This window comes from Sphingobacteriaceae bacterium GW460-11-11-14-LB5 (assembly GCA_002151545.1).
GTDB lineage: Bacteria > Bacteroidota > Bacteroidia > Sphingobacteriales > Sphingobacteriaceae > Pedobacter.
In genome coordinates, this window is record CP021237.1 from 265252 (window position 1) to 290862 (window position 25611).

Genomic DNA, 25611 nt, shown 5'->3' on the forward strand with positions numbered 1-25611 from the left:
GCAAAACAAATTCTATGTTTAAGAGACTAACCGCAATATTCATATTTTGCTTTCCGGCTGTTTTTTGTGCTGCCCAACAAGTACGCCCATCCAAATCTTCAGAAATTTATAGAGAGATAAAAACGTTAAAACATCTTCCGAAAGTTTTATATCTGGCTGCTCACCCTGATGATGAGAATACTGGTTTATTATCCTGGTTGATCAACGATCAAAATGTAGAAACGGCTTATTTGTCGCTGACAAGGGGAGATGGTGGACAAAACCTTTTGGGCACTGAACAAGGCGCAGCTTTAGGCCTGATCAGAACACATGAACTTTTGGAAGCCCGCAGATTAGACGGTGCGCAACAATTTTTCACCAGGGCAATTGATTTCGGCTTCTCTAAAAATACGAATGATACTTTTAAACAATGGGATGCAGATAGCATTACTGCCGATGTGGTTTGGGTGATCAGAAAATTCATGCCTGATGTGGTCATTTGCCGTTTTCCGCCAACTGCAGCTGCGGGGCACGGACAACATGCTGCTTCAGCGGTTGTTGCAGAAAAAGCATTTAAGGCTGCTGCCGATAAAAATATGTTTCCAAACCAGCTTAAATATGTTTCTGTTTGGCAACCCAAAAGATTGTTATGGAATACCTTTAGGTTTGGCTCTGTTAATACCACAGCCGAAAATCAATTAAAGGCCACAGTTGGTCAATACGATGCACAGTTGGGAATGGGTTATGGTGAATTAGCGGGATTAAGCCGGAGTTTACATAAAAGTCAGGGGGCAGGAACACAATCGGTGGCTGGTGTACGTTCCGATTATTTTACCCATGTTTTAGGCGATCCTGCCAGGAGAACGCTTTTTGATGGGTTAAGTGTCAACTGGTCAGACAAAGGTATAGGCGATATTGATGAACTGATTGATATTATACTATTATCGTTCAATTATAATCAACCTGATAAAAGCCTGCACGGACTGTTGATGCTGAGAAAGAAAATTGCAGAACTGCAGGATGTAGCGTTGAGAAAAGATAAACTAACGGCTATCGATAACATCATTTTAAGCTGTGTAGGTTTTATGGGCGAGGTGGTAACCAATCAACCTGAAGCGATTGCCGGTAACAGTTATAATTTCCGTTTAAACTTAATTTCAAGATCGGCTACTCCGATAACTGTAGAAAGTGTGAACTGGTTAAATCAAACGGATAATTTAAATAGAAAGCTTGCTAACGATTCGCTGATTACCATTGAACGTAAAATCCAGATTCCTGCAGATGCGGCGCTTACTGAACCTTATTGGCTGGCCCGGCCTGCAAAAAATGCGGCAACATTCAGTGTGGCTAATGATACTTTAATCGGACTTCCCGAAATGCAATCGCCCGTTAATGTGTTATTGTCGCTGAAAATCGAATCGGAAAAATTTGAGATCAGATTGCCTTTATCTTATAAAAAATTAGATCCTGTTAAAGGTGATGTTGTGGAAGCCCTGAGGATCATCCCAGCACTCGATTTAAGTTTTAGCGAGCCGGTTTATTTTGCTAAAGAAAAAGAAGTTTTAAATGTTAGCCTTCGCTTAAAGGCCAATAAGAACATTAATTATGGCAAGGTGAGTTTCAAAATTGGTAACCAGGTAGTGAAAACTTTTCAGGGGATCAACCTGGCCGAGAATACCATTAATACGATGAACTTTCTTCTCCCGGTTGAAGATTTAGCCAAAATTAAAACCAGCCAGAATAAGCTGGAAGCTGTTTTTTCATCAGAAGCGAATGAATATTCGAAAGGACAGGTATTAATTCAATATCCTCATTTGCCGACGCTGCAGTATTTTGTTCCGGCCACAACATGGTTGATTAAAGGCGATGTAAAAGTGCTGGCAAAAAAGGTTGGATATATTGAAGGGGCAGGAGATCTGATTCCCGAATTTTTAAGACAGGCAGGTTTACAGGTGGATGTATTGACCGAAGCAGATATTCTAAACACGGCCAAGCTGGCCAGCTACGATGCCGTGGTAACAGGAGTAAGGGTAATCAATACCGAAAAAAGAATTAAAAACTGGCAAACTGCTTTACGGAGTTACGTAGAAAACGGTGGAACGATTGTGATGCAGTACAATACCACACAGGATATGGCCCTGCAGGATTTTGGTATTTATCCGTTCAGTATCAGTGGTAAAAGGGTGACTGAAGAAAATGCTGAGGTTAAATTTTTGAAACCTGAGCATAAACTGTTAAACTATCCGAATAAAATTACCGCTGATGATTTTAAAGGCTGGGTGCAGGAGCGTGGTGCTTATTTTCCTGATAAATGGGATGCTAAATATGAACCACTTTTCGAGATGCACGATACGGATGAAGAACCGCTTCAGGGGTCGACACTTTATGCCAGATACGGTAAAGGGAATTTTATTTATACACCTTTAGCCTTTTTCAGACAATTGCCTGCCGGGAATGTTGGTGCAGCCAGGTTGTTCTTTAACTTTTTATCAGCAGGGAAGTGATGAAAAATCAATTTAAAAACTGGAATACCTGGTATATATTACTCGCTTTGGCGCTGGTATTTCAGATTGTATTTTATTACCTGTTTACTAAATTCTGGGCATGAGTAATATCGATTGGGCAGTATTGATATTTACCCTGATGGCTGTGGTAGCCTATGGCGTTTTTATTGGTCGTGGGCAAAAAAGCAACGCATCTTATTTAAAAGCCGATAATAAAATGCCCTGGTATATTGTGCTTTTGGGTATTATGGCTACACAGGCCAGTGCCATCACTTTTTTATCGGCGCCCGGGCAGGCTTATACCGATGGCATGCGCTTCGTGCAGTATTATTTTGGTCTGCCACTGGCCATGATTGTGATCTGTATTACTTTCATCCCGATTTTTCAGCGATTGAATGTATATACGGCCTACGAATACTTAGAGAACCGTTTCGATAAAAAAACAAGGGTTTTAACTTCATTGCTATTTCTGTTCTCGCGGGGATTATCGACCGGGATTAGTATTTATGCACCCAGTATTATTCTCTCCAGTGTTTTAAACTGGAATATTTATCTGACCAATATTCTTACTGGTGGGATTCTATTGATTTATACCTATGTTGGTGGCGCAAAAGCAATTGCACACACACAGAAACTGCAGTTTTTAATCATTTTAGGCACGATGGCCTTTGCCGGATACCTTTTGATGCAAAATATGCCCAATGGAATCGGATTTAAAGACGCGCTTTACCTGGCCGGGAAATCGGGTAAATTAAATGTAATTACCACAGAATTCGATTGGAAAGATAAATATAACATCTGGAGTGGTTTAATCGGAGGCTTTTTCCTTGCACTTTCTTACTTCGGCACTGATCAGAGCCAGGTGGGAAGATACATTACCGCCAAAGACAATACCAATGCTAAAATGGGTTTACTGTTAAACGGACTGGTTAAAATCCCAATGCAGTTCGCTATCCTGTTAATTGGTGCGTTATTGTTTGCTTTCTTTTCTTTAAAACCCGCACCGATTTATTTCAATGAGCGTTCTTATCAATATTTAAAAGAAACCCAGCCCTTGCAGGCAGCTGCTTTCGAAAAAGAACACCATACTTTAGCGCAGCAATTTAACCGGCAATCAAAAGATATCCTGCTAGAAAAGGAAAAGCAATCACCACATCTAAATTCTTCGATTGCGAATTTTAAATCAACTCAAAAAAAGGTGAAAGATCTGCATGGCAGGGTAGAAGAGGCCATTAACAAATCGAATTATAATGCAGAGAAAACTGATACCAATTATATCTTTTTATACTTTGTGAAGAATACCCTTCCGGTTGGGATGATCGGGCTGCTTTTCGCAGTCATCTTTTTGGCCAGCTGGGGGTCTATTTCAGCAGCACTCAATTCATTGGCTGCCTGTTCGTTAAAAGATGTACACCTCATTTTTAATAAAAAAGAAGTAGATGACGAAACCGAACTAAAATACAGCCGTTTGCACACTTTGGCCTGGGGCATTTTTTCAATAGCTGTTGCCATGTTTGCTACGCAAATGGGCTCGCTAATAGAAGCCGTTAATGTACTGGGCTCGCTTTTTTATGGACCAATACTGGGTATTTTTCTGGTCGCATTTTATTTTAAAAAGATAAACGGGCCTATTGTATTTATTGCGGCTATCTTATCCGAAATTGCTGTTGTCGCGGTGTATGAGTTCGATATTGTTTCATTTCTTTGGCTCAATGTAATTGGCGCAGCAGCAGTAATTATGTTTTCGGTAATTGGCCTCTTGTTTTCTAATCCAAAAGCCGTAGCCGACAGATAACATTTAAAATCAGATTTGTTGGAAGAAAGAAATAAGGCGGTTTTAATCTGTACGTAGAAATAAATTTAAAGTAACAAAAGTTCAGCTCAATTTTTTCGACACTAGGATTATAGTTTTTATCAACCTAAAGCCATAAATTCGTAAAATCAAAAACAACAAAAACAGATAAATATAATACTATGAAAACGATGATTAAATCAATCGCGTTGCTATTTACAGCAATTACTATTTCTGTAAGTGCAATGGCACAAGATGCTCAGCCTAAGCCAAGTCCTGCAGCTACAGCAACAGGAAAAGTAAAAGGTGCAACCATTACCATCAATTACAGCAGCCCTGCCGTAAAAGGACGTAAAATCTGGGGCGGTTTAGAAGCCTTTGATAAAGTTTGGCGTGCAGGTGCTAACGAGGCTACTACTTTCGAAACCGATAAAGATATCGTAGTTGAAGGTAAAGCTTTAGCCGCTGGAAAATACAGTTTCTTTTTAATTCCTAAAGAAAGCGGAACCTGGACAGCAATTTTTAACAAAGAACCAAAACAGTGGGGCGCTTACAAATACGAAGAAGCTAAAGATGCTTTGCGTGTTGATGTTAAAACCAAAGCATTAAAAGCAACACAAGAACGTTTGGTTTACAAAATTACCAAAAGCGGCTTCGCTTTAGAATGGGATAAAATTTCTGTTCCGGTTAATATTAAGTAAGAAGATAAAATTATTTAGCGCCGTTCCGATGTAAAATTGGAACGGCTTTTTTATGCCTTTTTCAATGATTGAATTAATAATGATATTGAAAAATAGTTTCATCAATAATGAATTGTAATGTTAAATTATTTTCAGCATCCTTATATAACTATAAAGACCCTGAAATAAATTCAGGGTGATGAACAGAAAAGCCCCTTTTGTAAAGAACCTAAAACATAATATCTACTTCATGTTAAAATGCTAATTTAGGCCGATTTAAAAACAACACAAATAATGAAGCTTTCCCTTAAACTACTGGCTTTACTGCCAATCTTTTCGTTAAACGTTTTAGCTCAGCAAAAAGCACAGAATTTTTCTGTTAAAACAGCTAAACCTGTAGATCAGGTGAATGTTTTTTTAGGTTCTTCTGCAGATCACGGGCAGATGTCGCCGGCGGCTTCGGCTCCTTTTAGCATGTTGAGTATTGGTCCTCAGACTTATCCTAAAACGCATACGGGTTACGAATACCTGGCGAAGAAATTTGAAGGCTTTACGCACAACCGTTTCGAAGGGGTAGGCTGTCAGGGCTCGGGTGGTAATATTTTCATCAAACCGTTTTTAGGGGGCGATCCGGCGAAGTCAGAACTAATCAAGGTTGCTGAAAAAGCAAGTCCGGGTTATTATGAAGTTGGTTTTGAAAATAAAATTAAAGCCAGTTTTACTGTATTAGGCAAAGCCGGGAAGCATGCCTATCAATTCCCCAAGGGAGCCAAAGGTTTTTATCTCGATTTGGGTTATGCTTTTAATGGTGCTTTTGTGGCCGAATCGCACGAGGTAAACGGTAATACCGTAAGCGGATGGATTAGCTCGAAAACAACTTGTGGTGCAGGTAAATACAAGTTGTTTTACTATATGGAAATCAGCGATAACGTATCGTGGAAAGTAATCGACGACCACAAAATGATAGCCATGCTCAAAGGAGAAGTAACTTCGGTAGGAATCAATATTGCACTTTCTGCAGTAAGTGAAGCAGCTGCAAAAGCTTCCATCAATAAAAACCCATTTAATACCGTAAAAGAACAAAGCAAAGCCGATTGGAATACAAATCTCTCTAAAATTGCCGTAAATGGAGATCTGGAAAGTGCAAAACTTTTTTACTCACTTTTATACCGTACCATGCAGTCGCCGTATGTGATTTCTGAAACCGACGGTACCTATCGTAATACAAAAGGCGAAATTCAGAAAGATAAAGAAATCCGTTATAACGGCTGGGCCATTTGGGACAATTACCGCACGCAATTACCTTTGCTGTCTTTAATTGAACAGGATCGATATGCCGGAATGGTGAGTTCTATTGCAGATCTCTATCATTCTGGCAAAAAAGATTATGCCGGGCAAAATGAGCCATCAAATACCGTGCGTTCAGAACATGCCATTGTGGTTTTGCTTGATGCCTACCGCAAGGGTTATCCGGTAGATTTTAACAAAATTACCGATTCGTTAGTGAAAGAGGTAAATGGCCTGGATTATAAATCTCCGGATAAAGCACTGGAATCGAGTTACGACAACTGGGCATTGGCGGAAATTTTTAAGATTTTGAAGCATAAAGAAAAATCTGATTTTTATCTCAATAAAGCGCTTGAATACAAGAAATATTGGAATAAAGATTTTAAAGATATGACGAAAAATGATGTCGACCGCATGCAGGCCCGTGGTTTATATCAGGGCACCATCTGGCAATACCGGTGGTTTGTTCCCTATGATTTTAAAGGATTGATTGAACTGGATGGAGGAGAGGAAGCTTATCTGTCAAAGTTGGATGAATTTTTTGCCCGCGATTTATATAACCATGCTAATGAACCGGATTTGCAGGTTCCATTGATGTATAATGTTACCAGGTCTGGTTATAAATCTCAATACTGGATGCATCAACTGGCTGCTGATACCGTAATCCAGAATTATTTTAATGATAACAGCCGCGGAATAGGGAGTTATATTGGTAAAATTTACCGAAACCAACCACATGCCTATCTCCGTACGATGGATGATGATGCCGGAGCAATGAGTGCCTGGTATGTGTTTGCAGCAAGTGGTTTTTCACCTGCTTGTGTAGGCTGGCCAATTTATTATTTAAATGTGCCTTTATTCCCATCGCTAAGTTATCACCTGCCAAAAGGAAAAACTTTTACCATTGAAACGGAAAATTTTAGCCTGAAAAATAAATACATCAAGGCTGTGTTCCTCAACGGAAAACTTTTCAATAAGAACTACATTACGCAAGAGGATATTAATGCCGGAGGCGTACTGAAAATTGTTGCTTCGGCTTTTCCCGTAAAAATTTCGGACACTAAAAACTGGATTTCGAGTCTTGAAAAATAATTTTAAAAATTTACAAAAAACAACAAACTTATTTCCGATAATCCTGTTGTTCTAGTATAAATTTCAAGATCATGGCACCTTTAAAATTAAGCGAAGAACAGCATGCTACATTAGGCAATAGAAGCACATCAGAACAAATTAACGAACAACCTTTAGAACTTCACCCCGAAGCCTATAAAGTGAAAGGCCCATCTCCGGATAAGATGAAGACGGTATCGTCCTCTTTAAGGAATTATGCCCATGGGTTGTACGGGTTGTTGTAAAACACCTCTAACAAAATCTCAACATATTAGATTATATAAAGCAGCCAGGATTTAAAAACCCTGGCTGCTTTTTTATTGCGATATACGGTAGTCTACTGTTACAGATGTTCGCAAGCACTTTTAGGTCATTGAAAGTAATCAAAGATATCCTGTTGCAAAACAGATGCTGAAACAAGTTCAGCAAGACGTAAGGTTTGTCGTTGTTAATTCCTAGAAAGTGTCGTCATCCTGAACTTGTTTCAGGATCTTTATAGAAAGATGTTAAAGCAAGCTAACTTTTAGTTTTTAATTACAAATCCCTACCTTACCCTTATGAAACAAAGCGCAGGAATATTGCTCTTCAGAAGAAAAAATCAGCAGGTAGAATTTTTTCTGGTTCATCCTGGCGGACCGTTTTTTGCTAAAAAAGATCTTGGCTTTTGGACAGTACCTAAAGGCGAATTAAATGAAAGTGAAGAGGCCCTAACGGCAGCTATCCGTGAATTTAAGGAGGAAACAGGTCAGGACATAGCCGGCAACTTCATTGAATTAGCTCCAATAATACAGAAGGGCGGCAAAAAAGTATTGTGCTGGGCCTTAGAAGGGGATCTTGATCCTTCAACAATCGTTAGCAATACCTTCGAAATAGAATGGCCACCCCGATCGGGTAAAAGGCAAAGTTTTGCGGAAGTAGATAAAGCTGAGTGGTTCACTTACAGTAAAGCCATTACATACATCAATGAAAAGCAGATTGCTTTACTCGATGAATTAAAATCCAAACTAAGCCTTTAATTCGAAGTGTGAAATTTCCTTTTCGGCACCATTAATAATTATCGAAATCTGGTGGTCGCCCAAATGGAATTTACGCGTGGTAATCAGCACGAATTTTTGTTTTCGGATCACGTTTATTGTTGCACCTGCAGGATAAATCCGCTCCGAAATCTTATACACTTTCCTGGTATTCTGCCCATTTTGTTTTTTATAATAAATAGCATATTCCAGCCTTACTTTTTGTTCAGTTGGATTTTCGTTGAGAATAGAAAAAGAAAATTCCAGGCTTTCGCCGATTTTGATCTCGGGCGTTAAAATTTTGAAATCTTTTAATAAAATCCCTGTGTCATCTAGTCCATAATGTTTAAGGATATCGGTATGGCCCTGTTTAAGTAAGGTACGGCTGCCATGTTTAATAATGGCATCTGTTTCGGTACCCAAACCCGACCAGTTTTTAGCCACATTTAAAACCACCTGAGGATGATCTTTGGCAATGTCGTTTAAGCTATTGGCAACGCTCCGCCTTACATATTCAGATGGATCTGTTTTAAGGTTTTCCAGTATGGGTAAAATAGATGTAGGATCTTTTTTCAGAAAGGGGATACCCATAGCCCAGGGCAACCGCGGACGGCTGCCTTCGCTGGCGAGCCTTCTTACTTTATGGCTTTCGTGTAACGACCATTGCTGCATTTTTAAAATCATTTCATTTTCGTATTTTAAAATGAAAGGACGAACGGCAAATTCGCAGCTCACAAACTGCGTCACAAATTCGAGCGCTTCTACAGAGTTTTCGAAATCATCAATGCCATAAGTTTCAATGTAATCAGGAAGGAACATATAAGCCAGGCCATCCTCCCCTATACCCTGAAGCCTTAACTGTGTGATTGTTTTTTTGATCAGTGCGATCGTTAGTGGATAATCTTCCGGTAAAAAATCGTGTAATACCTTCGAAGTATGTTTCATCCGCTCTTTCAATTCTTTTGATTCAAATTCGGGAGTGAAAATCTTTTTGATAAATTTCCCTTTGTCGAAACCCGGAATGGTAATCGCTAATGCATGGGTTAATCTATCGTAAAAGGCAGGTGAATATAAATCTTTAAGCGGGCTGGCCATATTGTTAGGTAATGAATTGAGGGATCAAGTGTATAATAGATTGTAAATTTACTAAAAAAATTAGTATTCCGATGTGCTTCAATCAAATAATTGTTTCATCGTATCATTTTTACCTGGCATTTAATAATTTCAGCTTTTTCTTTGCCACATTTGTTTAATCATAAAATAGCGAAATGAATCATACAAAAATAGGTTGGATCGGGTTAGGGAACATGGGTATCCCGATGGCAGAGCAATTGATAAATGCAGGTTATGCAGTTATGGTCTACAACAGGAGCAAGGACAAGGAAGCTTCGTTGAAAGAGATGGGGGCATCAATTGCCCAAACACCTCAGGATCTGATTACCACTACCGATGTTGTAATCGTTATGGTTTCTGACGATGCCGCCATAGCGCAGATTTTTAATGGAGAAGGAGGTCTTTTGCGTGTAGAAACTTCGGGTAAGATCATCATCAATATGAGCACGGTTTCTCCTTCGATTTCAAAAGAAATGGCTGCGCTGTGTAAAGCCAATGGAAATTTTTATTTAGATGCGCCAGTTTCAGGAAGTGTAAAGCAGGCAGAAACCGGTCAGCTGGTTATTATGGTGGGTGGTGAAGAAGATGTATTTAACCAGGTAAAACCGATTCTTGAAAAAATGGGCAAACTAGCTAAGCTTGTAGGCGAAAATGGCGCGGGTAACAGTGCAAAACTGGCCATCAATTCACTTTTGGCTTTATATGCCCAAGGCTTGGCCGAAACCGTTTTGTTTGCCAATAAACAAGGGATTAAAACATCGGATTTATTAGAATTGATCAATAACGCAGCCATTGGCAATATTTTCACTAAAATTAAAGGTGATGCTATTATTGCTGATCATTATAAAGCTGCTTTTGCGCTTAAACATATTGTAAAAGATCTGAACCTGGCTAAAGCAGAAGGCATTTCATCGCCTTTGGCTAAAACCGCACTGAATACTTTCGGCGATGCCGCTGCAAAATATGGAGAAGAAGATATTATTGCGATCATTAAACAGCTTAGCGGCAATTAATTTTGATAACTGAAAATGCTGTTTTTACCACAGCATTTTCAGTTGTTTTTATCAAAGGGTTAAATTTTTAATCCACCAAAAGTACTGCCTAATATAATTGCCAGTACAATTAAGGTAATGACCACATATAGTTTATCTTTTTCCTGGATAAAGGCAAATAGCGAAAATACGATCCGCATAATGGGGGTGATGATTAAAAGCAAAACGCCGAACTGAATAATTGCCATAGGTTTTAGGGTGAAAACACCCATAAAAATTCCTTCAAAAGTAATGTAGCTGCTTTCTTGCCCCTTGAAAATGTGGTAGTCGGGTCTTATTCCTGTTCCATATTGTATCAGGAAAAGTATGCCGCCTGATAAAACAATTAAACTGGCGGTTATTACACCAAACCTTAATAATTTTCCAACAATTTTTTCTATATCGCGGTCTTGTATGGGATGGGTTGAACTGATATTTTTCATTACTTTTTTTAATTAAAATTTATGTTGATATCCATTGTAAATCATTTCGAAGGCCACAAATGTGATGGCGATACAGAAAATGATCCTTAAGGTAGATGGATTGATGCGGGTCAATAATTTTGCGCCCGTAAATGCTCCTCCCAGTACACCCAGTACTACCGGAAACGCTATTCCCGGATCCATATAACCACGTTGCAGGTAAACTACAGCACTAGCTGCTGCGGTAACACCAATCATGAAATTACTGGTGGTTGTACTTACCTTAAATGGAATTTTCATTGCGGTATCCATGGCCAGTACTTTTAAAGCGCCGGATCCGATACCGAGCAAGCCCGACATTACTCCGGCTACAGTCATGATCGAAAAGCCTGCACCAATGTTCCTGAGTTTATACTCCACAGTGCCGGCTGGTGTAGGGTAACTGCTGTTCAGCTTCAGGATGGCGGAAAGTTTACTGCCCTCCGTTAAGGCTTCCTGGTTCTTTTTCCTCAGCGTCATTGCTGCAGAGAAAAGCAGTACACTGCCGAAAAGAATGGCAATGGTATTTGTAGGGGTGTAAACAGCAATTAAGGCACCAATAACTGCACCCACTGTGGTGGCAATTTCCAAAAACATCCCCAGGCGTATATTGGTAATTCCTTCTTTAATGTATGCACTTGCTGCGCCGGATGAATTGGCGATAGAGGCTAATAATGCTGCGCCTATTGCATAACGAATATCGACATGGAAAACGAGTGTAAGTAACGGAATGACAACTACTCCTCCGCCAAGACCGGTTAATGAACCAACCAGGCCAGCAAGGTAGGCGCCAAGGATTAAAATTAGGGTAAAAGTTAAAATTGACATGATATTTAGTGATTATTATTCAGTATTGTAACAGTTATTTCTCTGGCACGCTCTGCATTACCCTCTTTTATTGCATTATACAATGCCTGGTGCAAATGGTGACTCATGGCAAAATGCGCAATACCAGAGGGCGCACGTTTGGCAAAAAAATCGCGGATAATTACCGTAAAGCTTTCATAGATATCGGTTAGTACACGGTTTCCTGATGCCCGTGCAATAGCCATGTGAAATTCGATATCGGCATTGGTACATTCGGTTCTTAGTGCCTGTTCAATAGAAATTTTTCTCCTTTCGAGTGCCTCACTGATCAATTGGAGATCGGTTTCACTTCGGTTTTGCGTAGCCAAACGAACAATTTCCTGCTCAAGCAAAGCCCTTACCTGATTAATCTCTTCAAAATCAGAGCTGCGCAAGCGTTGTTCTATCGGTTCGGTAGGAATGGCATTTACCTTGGTGCCAAATCCTTGTTGAACGGTTAAAATTCCGGATAAAGTAAGCGATTTGATGGCTTCCCTGATGGTAGAACGGCCAACGCCATATAACTCCATTAGGGCAGGTTCCGATGGGATTTTTTCGCCCACTTTAAATTTTTCCTCTTTAATATCCTGACGAATTTTTGCTGCTATCTGCTCGAAAAGTTTGTGCTCCTGTTTCATGATGATGAATTTACAGCACAAACATACGATGTTTGTTTTGAACATCAGATGTTTAATGTCTTGTTAATATCATTTTGCAATTGGGCTAGTGTTTGAGGGCTTAATGATCGATATTTGGAGGTAAGCCCTTAGGTGCTGCATTAGCATCAACAAGCTATTGATGAAAGAGGTCTGGTTAAAATCTGGAAATGAAAGAATGGTGTTTCATGGGAGTGGGTTAGTCCTGCTTTGCATTACAAGCCCACGCTCGTGCCCCGCTTGCGGGCTTTTCATTACAATCAGTTTTATGAAGAAAGTATTGTAGCCTTGCAACCTAATAAATGAACTAAGTTTTCGCCATCTAGTCCCGGTTGCAGCGTTACCCTGCAGCAACGAGGTACGAGGAAGCGAAGCGTAAAAGTGTAAAACGGGAAGGAACTTTTTGTGGTGTACAGGCCTTGCGCTCCAAATGAAAATAGATGTTTTGGCTATTAGTTGGTGTCTCACCGACCGAAATTAAAGGCGTACCTATTCGCATAATCATGTTTTTATGGTTAGGAAATGAAGGGCTCGTGACTCTTGGCAATTTACAGCCCCGCTTTCGCTTATAGTCCTCGCTGCACTCCGGGCTATTCCGCTTTATCGGGTTTAGCAACCAGGGTTTGTGCGCCCTGCAACCTAACAAATGAACTATGTTTTCGCCATCTAGCCCCGGTTGCAGCGTTACCCTGCAGCAACGAAGCATCCCGAAGTTTCGGGAAAGCGTAAAACGGGAAGGAACTTATTGTTTTGCACAAGCCTTGCGCTCCAAATAATAAAGATGTTTTTCTTTAGAAAGAAAGAACTTACCGATCTCTTGTTAATTTATTTTTATTTAAATCGTTCAAAATGAGGTTCTTGTGTTTTTTTTATAAAAATATTTAACCTAATATTTGTATCGTACGAAAAATATCGTACCTTTAGAATATGAAAAGTAATCAATCCGAAAATAACCTGCCCGAACCTACTAAAGCTGAATTGGAAATTCTTCAGGTATTGTGGGAGTTCGGTCCATCTACCGTTCGGTTTGTAAACGATAAATTGAACGAACAGCGGGAGGTGAATTATACCTCAACTTTAAAGCAGATGCAGATCTTAACCGAGAAAGGGATATTAAAACGTGATGAAAGCCAAATGAAGCACATTTATATTCCTGTCGAGGCTGAAGAAAAAACCAAAGTGCAGTTGTTAGACCGTTTTGTACATACTTTGTATAAAGGATCTGCTTCACAGTTAATGATGCAGCTTCTGGGTAACGAAAAAACCTCAAAACAGGAAATAGAAGAGATAAAGCGGCTATTGGATAGCATGGAATAATTAATAACAGCAGATTCTAAAGAACCACAATGATGGAATTTAAGTTAATTAACCTTTTACCCGAAAACTGGCTGCATGCCCTCGGCGCAACTTTATTCCACTCGCTATGGCTTGGGGTAATTTTGGCTTTGCTGGCTGGCCTGGTGATGTTTACCACCCGAAAAGCAAGTGCTGTAATGCGCTATAACCTGCTCACCATTTGTTTAGTGCTGTTTGTTGTAGCCATATTCTTCACCTTTTGCAGAGAACTGCAAAAGCCTGTGGGTTCTGGTGCCGATCAGGTCGTAATTAATCTCCCTGAAACCGGACAACCTGTAATTGCAAACGTTCAGCAGGACATGTATTCGGGCCTGAACAAAATTCTTTCTTTGTGGAATGCATATGCTTATCAGATTGTACTGATCTGGTTTTTAATTATCTGTGGGAAAAGCATTCAGTTAATGGTAGGTTTAAATGGTGTATATCATTTACGTAAACATAAAACCTATGCTGCGGGTAAAAAATGGGATGAAAAATTAGCTGTGCTGGCCGAAAAATTAGGTTTAAGTCAATCGGTTAAAATCATGCAATCGGGTATTGCGCAGGCGCCAATGGTGGTGGGGCATTTCAAACCCTTAATTTTAATTCCTTTAGGTTTGCTTACCGGCCTGTCAGATGCAGAAGTTGAGGCGATTCTTGCTCACGAACTGGCCCACATTAAACGCAAAGATTATCTGGTAAACCTGTTACAAAGTTTTATCGAAATCGTTTTCTTCTTTAACCCAGCGGTACTTTGGGTATCACAATTAATAAAAACAGAACGCGAACATTGCTGTGATGATTTGGCCATTGCCAGTGTAAGCGATCGCAAAAACTACGTTCAGGCCCTCATCATCTGTCAGGAGTTTAAGCAGCGTGCACCTGCTTATGCTATGGCGATAACGGGTAAGAAAGGTAGCCTGCTGCACAGAGCAAGCAGGATGTTATTCAACACCAATTCAACTTTAAACAAAATGGAAAAGACAATATTAACCATCGCCCTGGTATCGGTAGTGGTTTGCAGTGCCGCCTTTAAAAGCGTGGGCCATGCAAAAACAGTTACCAGAAAAAAAATAGCTACTTCAATACAGGTTTTACAGGATACAGCTAAAAAATCTAAACCTGTTGAAGGGAAATCTGCCGATCAATTGGAAAAAGAAATCAATTCGAAAATGGATCGTCAATTGAAACAGCTAGCAGAAAACAAGCGAATTAAACGTAATGAAACCGCTGAAGATGCAAAAATGAGAATTGCTGATCAGCAGGCCAGAAAGGAAGATGTTAAAAAGGCATTAGAAGATGCAAGACTGCGGAAAGAAGATGCTAAAGCCAGAACTGCCGACGAAAAACTAAGGATAGCAGACGAGAAACTTGCAAAAGAAGATGCTAAATTAGCTAAGGAAGACGCCAAATGGGCAATAGAAGATGCCAAATGGGCACAGGATGATAAAGAAGGTAGAGGAAACCGTGTGCCAAGAGCACCTCGTCCGCCGCGCCCACCAAGAGCGCCAAGGGCACCCCGTGCTGCTACATATGCTGTACCGCCAGCCCCACCGCTACCTCCGGCTCCGCCAGTGCCAACTAATCTACCAGCTCCGCCTACACCACCAACACCTCCTGTGTATAACGAAAGAACAAGTACCAGAACTGGCGTGCAGCGTACAGTTACCTCGAAAAGTGTAACCAACGGAGATGGACGTGATTATACCAAAGAAATCAATCAGGAATTGATGAAAGACGGCATTATTACCAGTACCAATAAACTATCGTACAAACTCAATAAAAACGATTTAATTGTAAATGGCGTAAAACAAAGTGCTGATGTGCAGAAAAAATACAAGCAACGGTTTTTGAAAAACGAAAATCATTCGCTGATGTATAATTTCCTGGTAGAAAATCATAAACAATAGATTCTAAAAGCGCTAATCCAATCAACACCCATGAAATATAAGCTTGTGGCTTTTTTAGCCGTATGGATAAATATTGCCTTTACTTTTGCTCAAGCCCAAACCTCTCAATCCAGAATTTATGGTCGTGTATTGGATGCCGAAGGAAAAAATATAGAATTTGCCACCATTGCGCTGCTTAAAGATTCGGTGTTGGTTAAAACAACCTTCACCGAAAAGGATGGATTGTTTAGTTTTGATCAGCTCGCTTATGGAAAATACCTGATTAAAATATCGGTAGTCGGATCGCCAGTTTATCAAACCGATACATTGGTGCTATCAGCCAACCATGCCGTTATTGGCCTATCAGATATCAAGATCAAAGCCGTGGCCACCAATTTAAAAGAGGTAAACATTTCAGGGCAGAAAGCTTTTGTGGAGCGAAAAATAGACCGTACTGTTGTGAATGTTGATGCTTTGATTTCGAATGCAGGTACAACCGCACTGGATGTACTGAGTAAATCGCCTGGGGTTAATGTAGATCAGAACGGGGCAATTTCGCTGAAAGGTAAAAACGGGGTGGCCATTTTTATTGATGATAAACCAACTTATTTATCGGGTTCCGATCTGGAGAATTACCTGCGTTCGCTGCCTTCCTCTTCTCTTGATCAGATTGAACTGATGACCAATCCGCCGGCTAAATATGATGCCGCCGGAAACGGAGGCGTAATTAACATCAAAACCAAGAAAACCAAAACCGCTGGTTTTAATGGTGGGATTAACCTGAGTTTAAATCAGGGGGAGTTAAGCCGCTCGAACAATAGTTTCAACTTTAATTACCGCAAGGATAAGATTAATGTTTTCGGCAACCTGAGTTATAACCTCAATAACAGTTTTACCGATCTTGACCTGAACCGGAAATATAAAAATGCTGATGGTAGTGCCAAATCCTACTTTAATCAAAATTCTTATTTCCGCAGGCATGGCAATACTTTTAACCTGAAAACCGGACTTGATTATTACGCTTCAGACCGTACAACCTGGGGCGTGGTACTCACCGGAATGAACCGGATTTCTAAACAGGTAAATAACAATACCAGTAACCTGTCTAATGCTTCAATGCAGTTAGATTCGATCATCAGGGCCGAAAATATCGATCAGATTAAATACCAGAATGGGGGTGTAAATTTAAATTACAGGCACAAGTTTAAGCAGGCAGGGCGAGAATTAACCTTTGATGCGGATTACCTGCTTTATCGCAATCAAACCGATCAAACGTATTATAACTTCAGTTACCTGCCTGGAGGAGCCTTAAAATACCAGGATATTTTAACAGGTAATCTGCCTTCGAATATAGATATCTACACCGCTAAAGTAGATTATTCACATCCACTGGAAAATAAGTGGAAGCTTGATGCGGGGGCTAAAACGGCTTATACCAAAACCGATAACATTGCCGATTACTTTAATACTGCAAACGGAAAAACCAGTGCCGATTATGAAAAGAGTAATCACTTTTTATATGAAGAAAATATCAATGCGGTTTACCTGAACATCAGCAGGGAAGGAAAACGGTTTTCGCTTCAGGCTGGCCTAAGGTATGAAAACACAGTTTCTAACGGGCATCAATTGGGGAATCTGATTAAACCCGATTCGAGTTTTAAAAGAACCTATAACAGTTTATTTCCAACGTTTTATTTCTCCTACAAACTTGATACTGCAGGGAACAATCAACTGGGGCTGAATTATGGAAGAAGGATCGATCGTCCGTATTATCAGGACCTTAATCCATTCTTTTCTCCTTTGGATAAGTTTACTTATTATGTTGGTAATCCCTTTTTGAAGCCTTCTTTTACGCAAAGTGTAGAACTGTCGCATACGTATAAAAATAAGATTACCACTACATTTGGTTACAGCTGGGTGCGGGATGAGGTGAACGAAACCATCGAAATTTTAAACGGAACTTACTATAGCAGACCGGCAAATGTGGGGAAAACAAGAGTGGCCAATGTTTCGGTAAATGCAGAGATCGACCTCGCAAAATGGTTAAAATTAAATGCCTATATGGAATTTGCCAAAATAGTTTCAAAAACCGATTTCTATACTGGTTTTTTGGTGACCAATGGCAGTTATTTTAGAACAAACCCCAATCTGCAATTTAAAATCAGTCAGACATGGAATGCAGAAATGAGTATGAGCTACCAGAGTAAACTTTCTAATGTTCAGTTTTTACTCGGCTCGGTGCATGAGTTTGGTGCAGCAGTGCAGAAAAAGCTCTCGGCAAAAAGCACCTTGAAATTAACCGCAAATGATATTTTCAGAGACCGGATATTTAACGGTGTAATTAACAACCTGGCGGCAACCGAGGCCAATTGGAAAAACAAGCAGGATTCGAGAAACTTTGTTTTGAGTTATAGTTATCGTTTTGGTAAAGCTTTTTCTTCGCCCGCCAAACACGAATCTTCCGGTGCCGATGCAGAAAAGAACAGGGTGAAGAATTAAGGTTTTTTGATGGTTTCGTCATTGCGAGGAACGAAGCAATCCTATAGCCAGGGGTGGAAGCAATCATTCAGGTGGAAGCAATTTTTTTGTAAAGCATTACCTGTAGTGCTTCGGTTCCGCTAGTCCCGCCCTTTGCTTAATCCCTTTGAATCCCGATGTAAAATCGGGAGGGATAACGCTGTCGGTCGGGTTTATTTTACCCTGGATAGCAGTACTATTTAGGCCCACTAAACCCGTATTCTATGGTTTATGCAAATAAAAAGTTTTTTTTCTGAGAAGCATTACTTTAGATTTATGCAGCAGGCTCCAGGAGGTATGGCGTACCTCTTTTAACAGCAGCAAAAGCTCTGCTCAGTAGCTTATTTTTTATCACATTCAGTACACACATAGCGTTTTTTCCCTCAGCTTTTTTTCGATCATAGTATCGTTTGAATTCGTTATCTTTTTTTATCGTGTTTAGCGCACACATGGTCAGTAACGCCTTTAGTTTTTTATTGGCGAGGTTGCTTACCCGGTTTCTCCCTCGTATACTCGTCCCCGAGCTATGTGGAAATGGGACTATTCCACAATAGCTCGCAAACTTTCTGTAGTCTGAAAATGCAGCGAAGGCTTCAGTATGGATCAGGATAAACATAGCCGTCTGCTTTCCGATCCCATGCACGCTCTGCACAAGGCTGAACTGTTCGTTTAGTTCCTGGTCCTCTGTTATTAAGGCTGCCAACTCGATATCTACCTTTTTTATCCGTTCGGCGTAAAGGGCAAGCATTTCCTGGCTATCGGCTATGCAATAGCCAGCGTTCTCCCTATCAAATCCTTTAAGCTCTGAGCAAGTGCATTTAAAAGAGGTCTGGTGTCTTACCAACTGTTCGCGGTGTGCCAGCAGGTGTTTGAGTTTTGAGCTTGTTGCCGAAGGAAGGAGGTAAGGACGGGCTTTGTGCTGATTTGAAAAAGCATAGCTTGCGATTGCCTGTGCGTCAGCCTTATCAGATTTCCCCCGTTTAAGTCCAATGGAACGCTTAATGTGCAGCCCGTTTTCAACCCATATAGATAAATCATTTGCATGCATAAAGTTGGTTATGGGGCAGATATAAATACCTGTATGCTCGCAACAGAAAAGAACCTTCTTAGGCGCGATACCATGTATGGAAAGCCATTCCAGCATTAGGCCAAAGCCATCATAGCTGTTCTTAAAAACATGGTGAAGGGGCTTGTCGAAACAGGCCTGTGTAACAACAGCAACATCGATGGTTGATTTGGAAATATCTATTCCAACAAATAGTTCATAATTCATAACTTTACGGTTAAGTGAAATGGAAATCCTAAAGTTGAATAAAACTGAATCCCTTAATAGTCCGCTAGACTAAAATTCTATATGGTTCTTGTTCAACTAAAAAGCAGAGGTCTGTTACAGGTTCTAGATCGTAAGTCTGGATCGCAGCATAGTTCACCTCTGCTTTTAAGGTTTCCTTTGTCAAATTTAATTCTTTGATAATCTTTCTCAAACCTAAGGGATCGAAGTGGTTTCGATTCTTCATCGAAAAGAACGGAGAGTGGGCTGTTTTAACCTAAAAGCTTCTGCCATTGCTTTCCCGAAAAAAAAATACTACAGATGAATCGCCATCCCAATTGTAGTGCAATCCTGAACTTTCGGGAGAGGGATCTTTGAGCTTGATTTAAGTACAATAGATAGATTTCTCGGCTTCGTTTCACTCCGCTCGAAATGACGGGATCGCTACACAAATTGATTCAACACCAGCACCCCAACAAGCCCTAGAACAGAAACCAGGCTTTCCATCATTGTCCAGGTGCGAAATGTTTCTTTCAGGCTCAGGTTAAAATATTCTTTAAACATCCAGAAACCGGTATCGTTTACATGCGAAAACATTAAACTCCCTGCGCCAACTGATAATACCATTAACTCTGGTGGCGTGCCAGGCCCTATTAAAGGCAACACCATACCTGAAGCGGTTAGTGCAGCCACTGTTGCGGAACCTAGTGTTACCCGAAGTGATGCGGTGATTAACCATGCCAGTAATAATGGCGATAAATTTAGGCCGCCTGTAAGTTGTTTTACGGTTTCGCCCATACCACTATCAATCAAAATCTGTTTAAAGGCGCCGCCTGCTGCGATAATGAGGATAATCATGGCAATACTTTTTACTCCTTCGGCACAAGATTCCATTGCTTTCGTAATCGAAGTTTTTTGAACTACTAAAGCAATAATAACCGAGATTAAAAGGGCTGCAGTAGGATCGGCTAAAAATATAAATAGCGGTTTACAGATATAATCGATTTTGAAACTGCTTCCTATGGTTCCGGCGATGATTAAAAATACCGGCAGCAATGCAGTGATGAAACTCCTTGAAGCAGAAGGAAGGTTTTCTTCTTCACTGATACTAAAATGTTGAACAGTTACTGATTGATCTCGTTTAAGGATCAATCGTGGGAAATAGATTCCGGCAATAACCGCAATAGGTACACTTAAAGTTAATCCGTAAATTAATGTTTTACCAATATCGGCATGGAAAATACCAGCCAGTGCGACAGGACCAGGGTGAGGTGGTAAAAAACCATGTGTTACCGAAAGGGCTGTAGCCATTGGGATGCCAATGTATAATTTTGATAATCCTGTTGTGGCCGAAATGGCAAAAACCAAAGGGATCAATACCACGAAACCTGCATTGTAAAATAAAGGAATTCCGACTAGTAAACCGGTGAGAAGCACCGCCCATTGAATGTTCTTTTTACCAAAAGCACCGATCAAAATGAAAACGATCTTTTTTGCCGATCCGCTGTCTTCAATCAGTTTGCCCATCATCGCGCCAAGCGCCAAAACCATAACCATGCTGCCCAATGTGCTGCCAATCCCATTGCTGATAGAAGCCATTACTTTTGTAGCTGGCATGCCTAATAAAAGACCTGTAATAATCGCCACCGCAATTAGGGCAATCATGGGGTTGATCTTTTTTAAGATCAGCACGAAGAGCAAGAGGATACCGAAAAGCAGGATAAATAATGACATTTGGTTAGGGCTTAGGGTAATTTACTTTTTAATAGTAATGGTTCGTCCCGTTACCAGATTAAATTCGTAAACCCGGTACAGTCCATCATCACTAATTTCTATATTTTCTACCAAACCTGTTTTGCTAAAGGTATCGGTTACCATATCGCCGATTTTTACATCCTGAAGAACGTCGCTTGGCGTATCGTTGTTTAATCTAATCATGATGTAAATGTATTATAAATTGCTAAAAGCTGTATAAACAGTTTTCAGTTGGCGGTTCATAGTTTTCAGTTATATGCAAACTGCAAATTGAACACTTAAAACTGTCAACTGGACTCGCTTAACTTTCCGTCCTTAAAATCTTCAGCGGTGGCTGGTTCAGGATGCTTCTGGTACTTAATATTCCTGTAATTACCACCAGCAACACTATTGAGCCAAATAACAATATGGTTGGTATAAACGGAGGTACGAAGCTTGCATCGAAAGTAAATTTAGCTAATGCCCAGCTTCCGCTGATGGCTAAAATTAATCCTGCCCCGGCTGCAAAAGCCCCTAAAAAGAAATACTCAATGGCATTTATCGCTAAAATCTGTTTTCTGCTCGCACCCATGGTCCGCAATAAAATGCTTTCTTTTATTCGCTGGTTTTTACTGGTTAATACCGAAGATATTAAAACAATCCAGCCGGTAACCATGCTAAAGCCAGCCATAAACTGAATCACAAAACCAATCTTGCTTAGCAACTCATCTAAGAGTTTTAATACGAGATCTAAGTCAATGACTGAAACATTTGGAAATTTTTGCACGACTTCACCCTGAAAACGAGCTGAAACTTCGCCCGATGGTACCCTGGTCATTAATACATGAAACTGTGGTGCTTCCTCCAATACCCCAGCAGGAAAAACAACCCTGAAATTGGTCTGCATCCGGCTCCAGTTTACTTCCCTCAAACTTCCAACCACTGTAGGGATCATCATACCCTGCACATTGAAAAGGATTTTATCATTCAGTTTAACATGGATTTGCTGGGCATAACGTTGATCCAGAGAAATATAAACCGTTTCATTGGGTTTTATTTTTCCGATCCATTTTCCCGATGTAATTTTCTCTGCTGCGGTTAAAGTATCCTGATAAGTAGCCCTGATTTCGTTGCGATAAGCCCTTCTGTTATTGGTATCGGCACTGGCTTTCTTTCCGTTAATTTCTTCAATCCGCATCGTAATTACGGGAACCTGGTTCATTAACGGCAATTTGAAAGCTTTGGTTAAACTGTCTAATCCTTCCTTTTGCGTATTCTGGATGTCGAACATCACCATATTGGGCTGGTTGGCACCTGATGAAAGCGTAACACGACTCATTAATATCCCCTGAACAAAAAACAGTGTGCAGATAAATGCAGTGGATAAACCTATTGAAACGGTAAGCATCAAGGTTTGGTTATTGGGCCGGTAGAGGTTAGCAAAACCCTGTCGCCATAAATAAGGCGATGAATTAGGCAAGAGTTTTCTCACCAGAAACATCAATAGTTTAGACAGTATAATCAACAGCACAAAAGCGATGGCAATACTGGCGGTAAAAGCCAGCGTTTGGAACCATGTTTTCATCTGCAAATGCGTAAAAGCCGTAATAAAGACCGCCATAAGCAGATATACCAGCCAGGTTAGCGGATCTCTTTTTCCGGATGCTTTTTCGAAAGATATCCGGATGGCATTTAAAGGTGAAATCCTTCTAACGGAAAGGAGTGAAGGGAGGGCAAAGAGGACCGAGATGATGAGCCCCAATAAAACACCCTGACCCACCGCCAGCCACGAAACCTGCATGCTGATCTCGATTGGCAGAAAATCTTTTAACACCAGGGGAAGTAAAAACTGTATGCCTGTGCCCAAAGCTGCCCCTAAAACGGAGGCAATTAAGCCGATGAAAAAAACCTGGATCAGGTAGATTAAAAAGGCATGGCGTGATTTTAGTCCTAAACACCTCAGCGTGGCAATCGCGCTTAATTTTTCCTGAATGTACACATGGATGGCACTGCCTACACCAACGCAACCCAGCAGCAAGGCGATAAAACCAGATAAAGCCAGGAAACGGTTTACATCTTTAAAAGATCTTCCGGTTTGCTCTTTTCGCGATTCAACGGTGTCGGCATCAAAACCTTCTTTCTCTAATTTGCTGTCCTGCTTTTTTACCCATTCATCTATTTTGGAGGGATCATTATACCGGAAATAAAATTTATTGTTGATCCGGCTTCCGGTTTTAATCAGATTGGTTTTATCGAGTGTTTGTAGTGGAATATAAACGGTAGGCGCAATACTTGCACCAATACCGGTTTGGCCAGGGGCTTTGGTTAACGTACCCAGGATATTAAAATTGAGATCGCCTATTTTTACCGAATCGCCCACTTTTGCATTAAACTGCATCATGAGGGTTTGATCTACCAATGCATTTCTCCCCGATTGAAAATGTTTTGCGGCAGCCAGTGGAATGGTTTCTATGGTACCGTAATAAGGGTAGTTTCCCTCCAGGGCTTTCATTTGTACCAAACGGCTGCCTCCACCTTTCTGAAAATAAATCATCGAAGCAAAGGTTTTCTCCTGCGATCGCTCATCACCAAGTGTATCGAGCATTTTTTGTATGGCTTTGCTTACCCCTTTGCGGCTATCTAAAACAAGGTCGGCCCCGGTAAGCTCTTTTGCCTGTGCATCAATATCTTTTTGCAGGTTATCTTTAAAGGAATAAACGGCAACAAGGGCAGCAATACCCAAAACAATGGATGAGATGAAGAGCAATAAACGTGCACGGTTTTTCCTGCTATCGCGCCAGGCCATTTTAAACAGCCACGAAAACTTTATAGATTGTTTTGGGAGGTTATTAGGCATAAGTAGAATTTTCGTCTGAAATGATTACGCCGCCTTTAATTTTAATGCTTCTTGCCGTTCTGGCAGCCAACTCTAGATCGTGTGTTACGATAATCAAGGTGGTCCCTGCATCTTTATTTAAATCAAAAAGCAATTTGATTACCTTTTCGCTGGTTTCTGCATCAAGGTTTCCGGTAGGTTCATCTGCAAAGAGAATAGCCGGTTGATTGGAAAATGCCCTGGCCAGCGAAACGCGCTGTTGCTCGCCGCCTGATAATTGTACAGGATAGTGATGCGAACGATCGGCCAGGCCAACTTTATCCAGCAGTTCTAAGGCATGTGCACGGATGTTTTTTGCACCCCTTAATTCTAAGGGTACCATTACATTTTCGAGCGCCGTTAAAGTGGGTAAGAGTTGAAAATTCTGAAAAATGAAACCCACATACTGATTTCTAACCGCTGCCCTTTCATCTTCATTCAGTTTCTCTAAGGCTATACCATTCAGCTCAACCGTTCCGCTGCTGGCCCTGTCTAATCCGGCACATAAGCCGAGCAAGGTTGTTTTTCCACTTCCCGAAGGACCTGTTATGGCTACTGTTGAGCCTGCTGTGATCGAAAAGTTAATGTTATCCAAAACGGTGAGTTCCCGTCCGGCACTTTGGTAAATTTTGCTTACATTTCGGATGTTCAATATGCTTTCCAATAGCTGAATTTTTAAGGTTTGCGTATAGATGATGGCCAAACATAACAGGGCGCTGCCTGTTAAGGTAATGGTTTAAATAATAATTAGATATAGATTAAATAGATATGTTACGAAAACGATTAATGGGGCTATTTGTTTTGAGCCTTGTACTGCTAAGCTGCGGAAACCGTGAAAGTAAACGCGATACGGATAAAACTTTAGATTCGGCTGACCAAAAAACGGCAGTTACAGCCGTTAAACAGAAGAATATCCTCTTTTTTGGCACCAGTTTAACAGCAGGTTATGGGCTCGACCCAACAGAAGCTTACCCGGCATTAATTCAAAACCGGATCGATTCTTTACAAATGCCTTACAAAGTAATTAATGGTGGTTTAAGCGGAGAAACTTCTGCTGGTGGAAAAGGCCGGATTGATTGGTTACTTAAACAGCGTGTAGATATTTTTGTGCTCGAACTTGGCTCCAATGATGGTTTACGTGGCTTACCTGTATCGCAAACGATTAAAAACCTTCAGGCGATTATTGACCGTGTAAAAGCTAAATACCCGGATGCTAAAATGGTGCTGGCCGGTATGCAGGTTCCCCCAAATATGGGCGCAAAATATGCTGCAGATTTTAAAAACATGTTTCCTGATCTGGCAAAGAAAAATCAAATGGCGCTGATCCCGTTTTTATTGGATAAGGTAGGTGGTGTTCCGAAATTAAACCAGGCCGATGGCATACACCCCACCGCCGAGGGCGATAAGATCCTTGCTGAAAACGTTTGGGTGGTATTGAAGGATTTGTTGTAGTTTATGCATCGTCCTCGTTTGTAACGAGGATGGATGAGATAGGTGATTTTATCGCCACACAACTTTT

At 40.6% G+C, this 25611-nt stretch carries 21 protein-coding genes; 11 read left to right on the top strand and 10 right to left on the bottom strand.

What is annotated here, in order from left to right; genetic code table 11:
* Positions 1–14: 14 nt before the first annotated feature.
* The 6 genes from CA265_01045 (at position 15) to CA265_01070 (ending at position 8368) form a co-directional block, all read left to right on the top strand.
* Positions 15–2483: a PIG-L family deacetylase gene (locus CA265_01045; protein ID ARS38349.1), complete on the top strand. Its 2469-nt coding sequence runs from the start codon at positions 15–17 to the stop codon at positions 2481–2483.
* A gap of 100 nt (positions 2484–2583) precedes the next feature.
* The gene (locus CA265_01050) at positions 2584–4278 is read left to right on the top strand and encodes a sodium:solute symporter (protein ARS38350.1); all 1695 of its coding nucleotides are present in this window, start codon (positions 2584–2586) and stop codon (positions 4276–4278) included.
* A 179-nt stretch (positions 4279–4457) separates the two neighbouring features.
* A complete protein-coding gene (locus CA265_01055; GenBank protein ARS38351.1) occupies positions 4458–4976 on the top strand; it encodes a hypothetical protein in 519 nt (172 codons plus the stop codon).
* Positions 4977–5249: 273 nt separating this feature from the next.
* Entirely contained in the window at positions 5250–7334 is a 2085-nt protein-coding gene (locus CA265_01060; protein ARS38352.1) for an alpha-mannosidase, read from the top strand.
* 71 nt (positions 7335–7405) lie between these two features.
* A complete protein-coding gene (locus CA265_01065; GenBank protein ID ARS38353.1) occupies positions 7406–7597 on the top strand; it encodes a hypothetical protein in 192 nt (63 codons plus the stop codon).
* 312 nt (positions 7598–7909) lie between these two features.
* Positions 7910–8368, top strand: a complete 459-nt coding sequence (locus tag CA265_01070) for an NUDIX hydrolase (protein ID ARS38354.1) — start codon at positions 7910–7912, stop codon at positions 8366–8368.
* Here CA265_01070 and CA265_01075 read toward each other — a convergent pair.
* Positions 8357–9460 carry a DNA alkylation repair protein gene (locus CA265_01075; protein ARS38355.1) on the bottom strand — a complete coding sequence of 368 codons (1104 nt, stop codon included), beginning with the start codon at positions 9458–9460 and terminating at the stop codon, positions 8357–8359. The genes CA265_01070 and CA265_01075 overlap by 12 nt on opposite strands.
* A gap of 173 nt (positions 9461–9633) precedes the next feature.
* On the opposite strand from CA265_01075, the gene CA265_01080 reads away from it, so the two are divergent.
* Complete coding sequence (locus tag CA265_01080; GenBank protein ID ARS38356.1) at positions 9634–10491, top strand: 6-phosphogluconate dehydrogenase; 858 nt, start codon at positions 9634–9636, stop codon at positions 10489–10491.
* A 59-nt stretch (positions 10492–10550) separates the two neighbouring features.
* Here CA265_01080 and CA265_01085 read toward each other — a convergent pair whose 3' ends face one another.
* Genes CA265_01085 through CA265_01095 form a run of 3 tightly spaced genes read right to left on the bottom strand, consistent with a single transcriptional unit; the run spans position 10551 to position 12454 of the window.
* The gene (locus CA265_01085; GenBank protein ID ARS38357.1) at positions 10551–10952 is read right to left on the bottom strand and encodes a hypothetical protein; all 402 of its coding nucleotides are present in this window, start codon (positions 10950–10952) and stop codon (positions 10551–10553) included.
* Between the two features lie 12 nt (positions 10953–10964).
* The gene (locus tag CA265_01090; GenBank protein ID ARS38358.1) at positions 10965–11798 is read right to left on the bottom strand and encodes a permease; all 834 of its coding nucleotides are present in this window, start codon (positions 11796–11798) and stop codon (positions 10965–10967) included.
* 5 nt (positions 11799–11803) lie between these two features.
* Entirely contained in the window at positions 11804–12454 is a 651-nt protein-coding gene (locus CA265_01095) for a transcriptional regulator (GenBank protein ID ARS38359.1), read from the bottom strand.
* Between the two features lie 945 nt (positions 12455–13399).
* Here CA265_01095 and CA265_01100 point away from each other — a divergent pair.
* From CA265_01100 to CA265_01110, 3 genes are read left to right on the top strand one after another with little or no spacing between them, the layout of a single operon-like run.
* Positions 13400–13789 carry a transcriptional regulator gene (locus CA265_01100; protein ID ARS38360.1) on the top strand — a complete coding sequence of 130 codons (390 nt, stop codon included), beginning with the start codon at positions 13400–13402 and terminating at the stop codon, positions 13787–13789.
* 29 nt (positions 13790–13818) lie between these two features.
* Positions 13819–15717 carry a hypothetical protein gene (locus CA265_01105; protein ID ARS38361.1) on the top strand — a complete coding sequence of 633 codons (1899 nt, stop codon included), beginning with the start codon at positions 13819–13821 and terminating at the stop codon, positions 15715–15717.
* Positions 15718–15747: 30 nt separating this feature from the next.
* Positions 15748–18195, top strand: a complete 2448-nt coding sequence (locus tag CA265_01110) for a hypothetical protein (protein ID ARS38362.1) — start codon at positions 15748–15750, stop codon at positions 18193–18195.
* Positions 18196–18487: 292 nt separating this feature from the next.
* Here CA265_01110 and CA265_01115 read toward each other — a convergent pair whose 3' ends face one another.
* The 6 genes from CA265_01115 to CA265_01140 form a co-directional block, all read right to left on the bottom strand.
* On the bottom strand, positions 18488–19486 hold the full coding sequence (locus tag CA265_01115; protein ARS38363.1) for a hypothetical protein: 999 nt from the start codon (positions 19484–19486) through the stop codon (positions 18488–18490).
* A 64-nt stretch (positions 19487–19550) separates the two neighbouring features.
* Positions 19551–19730 (bottom strand): hypothetical protein, encoded by a 180-nt coding sequence (locus CA265_01120; GenBank protein ARS38364.1) that lies wholly within the window; start codon positions 19728–19730, stop codon positions 19551–19553.
* A gap of 197 nt (positions 19731–19927) precedes the next feature.
* A complete protein-coding gene (locus CA265_01125) occupies positions 19928–21217 on the bottom strand; it encodes a gluconate permease (protein ID ARS38365.1) in 1290 nt (429 codons plus the stop codon).
* Positions 21218–21238: 21 nt separating this feature from the next.
* The gene (locus CA265_01130; GenBank protein ARS38366.1) at positions 21239–21421 is read right to left on the bottom strand and encodes a hypothetical protein; all 183 of its coding nucleotides are present in this window, start codon (positions 21419–21421) and stop codon (positions 21239–21241) included.
* Positions 21422–21539: 118 nt separating this feature from the next.
* On the bottom strand, positions 21540–24074 hold the full coding sequence (locus tag CA265_01135) for an ABC transporter permease (protein ARS38367.1): 2535 nt from the start codon (positions 24072–24074) through the stop codon (positions 21540–21542).
* Positions 24067–24756, bottom strand: a complete 690-nt coding sequence (locus CA265_01140) for an ABC transporter (GenBank protein ID ARS42842.1) — start codon at positions 24754–24756, stop codon at positions 24067–24069. Before CA265_01140 ends, CA265_01135 begins: the two co-directional genes overlap by 8 nt.
* Positions 24757–24860: 104 nt before the next feature.
* On the opposite strand from CA265_01140, the gene CA265_01145 reads away from it, so the two are divergent.
* Complete coding sequence (locus tag CA265_01145) at positions 24861–25544, top strand: arylesterase (GenBank protein ARS38368.1); 684 nt, start codon at positions 24861–24863, stop codon at positions 25542–25544.
* The last annotated feature ends 67 nt before the right edge of the window (positions 25545–25611 follow it).

Excerpts from the sequence above, each read along its gene's own strand:
- CA265_01070 (ARS38354.1), top strand. The coding sequence starts at position 7,910 with ATGAAACAAAGCGCAGGAATATTGCTCTTCAGAAGAAAAAATCAGCAG.
- CA265_01130 (ARS38366.1), bottom strand. The coding sequence starts at position 21,421 with ATGATTAGATTAAACAACGATACGCCAAGCGACGTTCTTCAGGATGTA.
- CA265_01085 (ARS38357.1), bottom strand. The coding sequence starts at position 10,952 with ATGAAAAATATCAGTTCAACCCATCCCATACAAGACCGCGATATAGAA.
- CA265_01120 (ARS38364.1), bottom strand. The coding sequence starts at position 19,730 with ATGAAGAATCGAAACCACTTCGATCCCTTAGGTTTGAGAAAGATTATC.
- CA265_01050 (ARS38350.1), top strand. The coding sequence starts at position 2,584 with ATGAGTAATATCGATTGGGCAGTATTGATATTTACCCTGATGGCTGTG.
- CA265_01080 (ARS38356.1), top strand. The coding sequence starts at position 9,634 with ATGAATCATACAAAAATAGGTTGGATCGGGTTAGGGAACATGGGTATC.
- CA265_01055 (ARS38351.1), top strand. The coding sequence starts at position 4,458 with ATGAAAACGATGATTAAATCAATCGCGTTGCTATTTACAGCAATTACT.
- CA265_01100 (ARS38360.1), top strand. The coding sequence starts at position 13,400 with ATGAAAAGTAATCAATCCGAAAATAACCTGCCCGAACCTACTAAAGCT.
- CA265_01045 (ARS38349.1), top strand. The coding sequence starts at position 15 with ATGTTTAAGAGACTAACCGCAATATTCATATTTTGCTTTCCGGCTGTT.
- CA265_01115 (ARS38363.1), bottom strand. The coding sequence starts at position 19,486 with ATGAATTATGAACTATTTGTTGGAATAGATATTTCCAAATCAACCATC.
- CA265_01105 (ARS38361.1), top strand. The coding sequence starts at position 13,819 with ATGATGGAATTTAAGTTAATTAACCTTTTACCCGAAAACTGGCTGCAT.
- CA265_01125 (ARS38365.1), bottom strand. The coding sequence starts at position 21,217 with ATGTCATTATTTATCCTGCTTTTCGGTATCCTCTTGCTCTTCGTGCTG.
- CA265_01090 (ARS38358.1), bottom strand. The coding sequence starts at position 11,798 with ATGTCAATTTTAACTTTTACCCTAATTTTAATCCTTGGCGCCTACCTT.
- CA265_01075 (ARS38355.1), bottom strand. The coding sequence starts at position 9,460 with ATGGCCAGCCCGCTTAAAGATTTATATTCACCTGCCTTTTACGATAGA.
- CA265_01110 (ARS38362.1), top strand. The coding sequence starts at position 15,748 with ATGAAATATAAGCTTGTGGCTTTTTTAGCCGTATGGATAAATATTGCC.
- CA265_01060 (ARS38352.1), top strand. The coding sequence starts at position 5,250 with ATGAAGCTTTCCCTTAAACTACTGGCTTTACTGCCAATCTTTTCGTTA.
- CA265_01065 (ARS38353.1), top strand. The coding sequence starts at position 7,406 with ATGGCACCTTTAAAATTAAGCGAAGAACAGCATGCTACATTAGGCAAT.
- CA265_01095 (ARS38359.1), bottom strand. The coding sequence starts at position 12,454 with ATGAAACAGGAGCACAAACTTTTCGAGCAGATAGCAGCAAAAATTCGT.
- CA265_01135 (ARS38367.1), bottom strand. The coding sequence starts at position 24,074 with ATGCCTAATAACCTCCCAAAACAATCTATAAAGTTTTCGTGGCTGTTT.
- CA265_01145 (ARS38368.1), top strand. The coding sequence starts at position 24,861 with ATGTTACGAAAACGATTAATGGGGCTATTTGTTTTGAGCCTTGTACTG.